Source organism: Mesorhizobium sp. M4B.F.Ca.ET.017.02.2.1, from assembly GCF_003998955.1.
Taxonomy (GTDB): Bacteria; Pseudomonadota; Alphaproteobacteria; order Rhizobiales; family Rhizobiaceae; genus Mesorhizobium; species Mesorhizobium abyssinicae.
Genome location: NZ_RZOF01000674.1, coordinates 1 through 744, shown reverse-complemented (window position 1 = coordinate 744; position 744 = coordinate 1). Strand labels below are relative to the sequence as shown.

At 62.1% G+C, this 744-nt stretch carries 2 protein-coding genes; both read left to right on the top strand.

What is annotated here, in order from left to right:
• Positions 1–277 (top strand): glycosyltransferase (locus EN738_RS34780; RefSeq protein WP_127287416.1); only part of this gene is annotated, 277 nt, incomplete at its 5' end.
• Positions 274–744 (top strand): oligosaccharide flippase family protein (locus EN738_RS34775; RefSeq protein WP_145967070.1); only part of this gene is annotated, 471 nt, incomplete at its 3' end. The genes EN738_RS34780 and EN738_RS34775, both read left to right, overlap by 4 nt.

Sequence of the window (744 nt, the reverse complement as noted above, 5' to 3'; positions counted from 1 at the left end):
GATGGAGGCCATGGCCGCCGGCTTGACCGTGGTCAGCACTTATCATTCGGGCATTCCCGAGCTGATCGAGGACCAGAAGACAGGTTTTCTCGCGCCCGAGCGGGACGTCGCGGCGCTGACCGGCAAACTCTCCTGGATCGCCGAGAACCCAAAGCTGTGTGAGCCTATCGCGCTCGCTGCGCGAAAGAAGATCGAGGCGGATTTCAATGCGGACATGCTCAACGAGCGGTTCGCCCAGATGGCAACGCAGCTTTGTAAGATGAGATCGCCCGTATGAATGCCAACCCGCCTCCTCAGTTCGGCCGCGTCGCCCTGCGAGGCGGGCTGGTCACGGCCGGCTCGCAAGGCTTCAAGATGGTGATCCAGTTCATCTCGGTCATCATCCTCGCCCGACTTCTTGTGCCCGAGGACTTCGGCCTGGTGGCGTCCGTCGGACCGATCGTTGCCTTTGTCGGATTGCTGCAAAACCTTGGCCTGCAGCAGGCGCTGGTCCAGCGCAAGGACATTAGCGACCGACAGCTCAATCAGGTATTCTGGGTCAGCGCGCTTGTCGGATTGGGCAGTTCCGTGGTGGTTGCAGCCCTCGCGCCGGCCATTGCCGCCTTCTACGGCGATCAGCGCATGCTCGGCATCACACTTGCCTCTGCTCTGCCGCTGCTGCTTGGCAGTATTGCCGCGGTGCCGCTGGCGCTGATGAACCGCCACCTGCAATTCGGCCAGCTGGCGCTCAACGATGTCGTAACC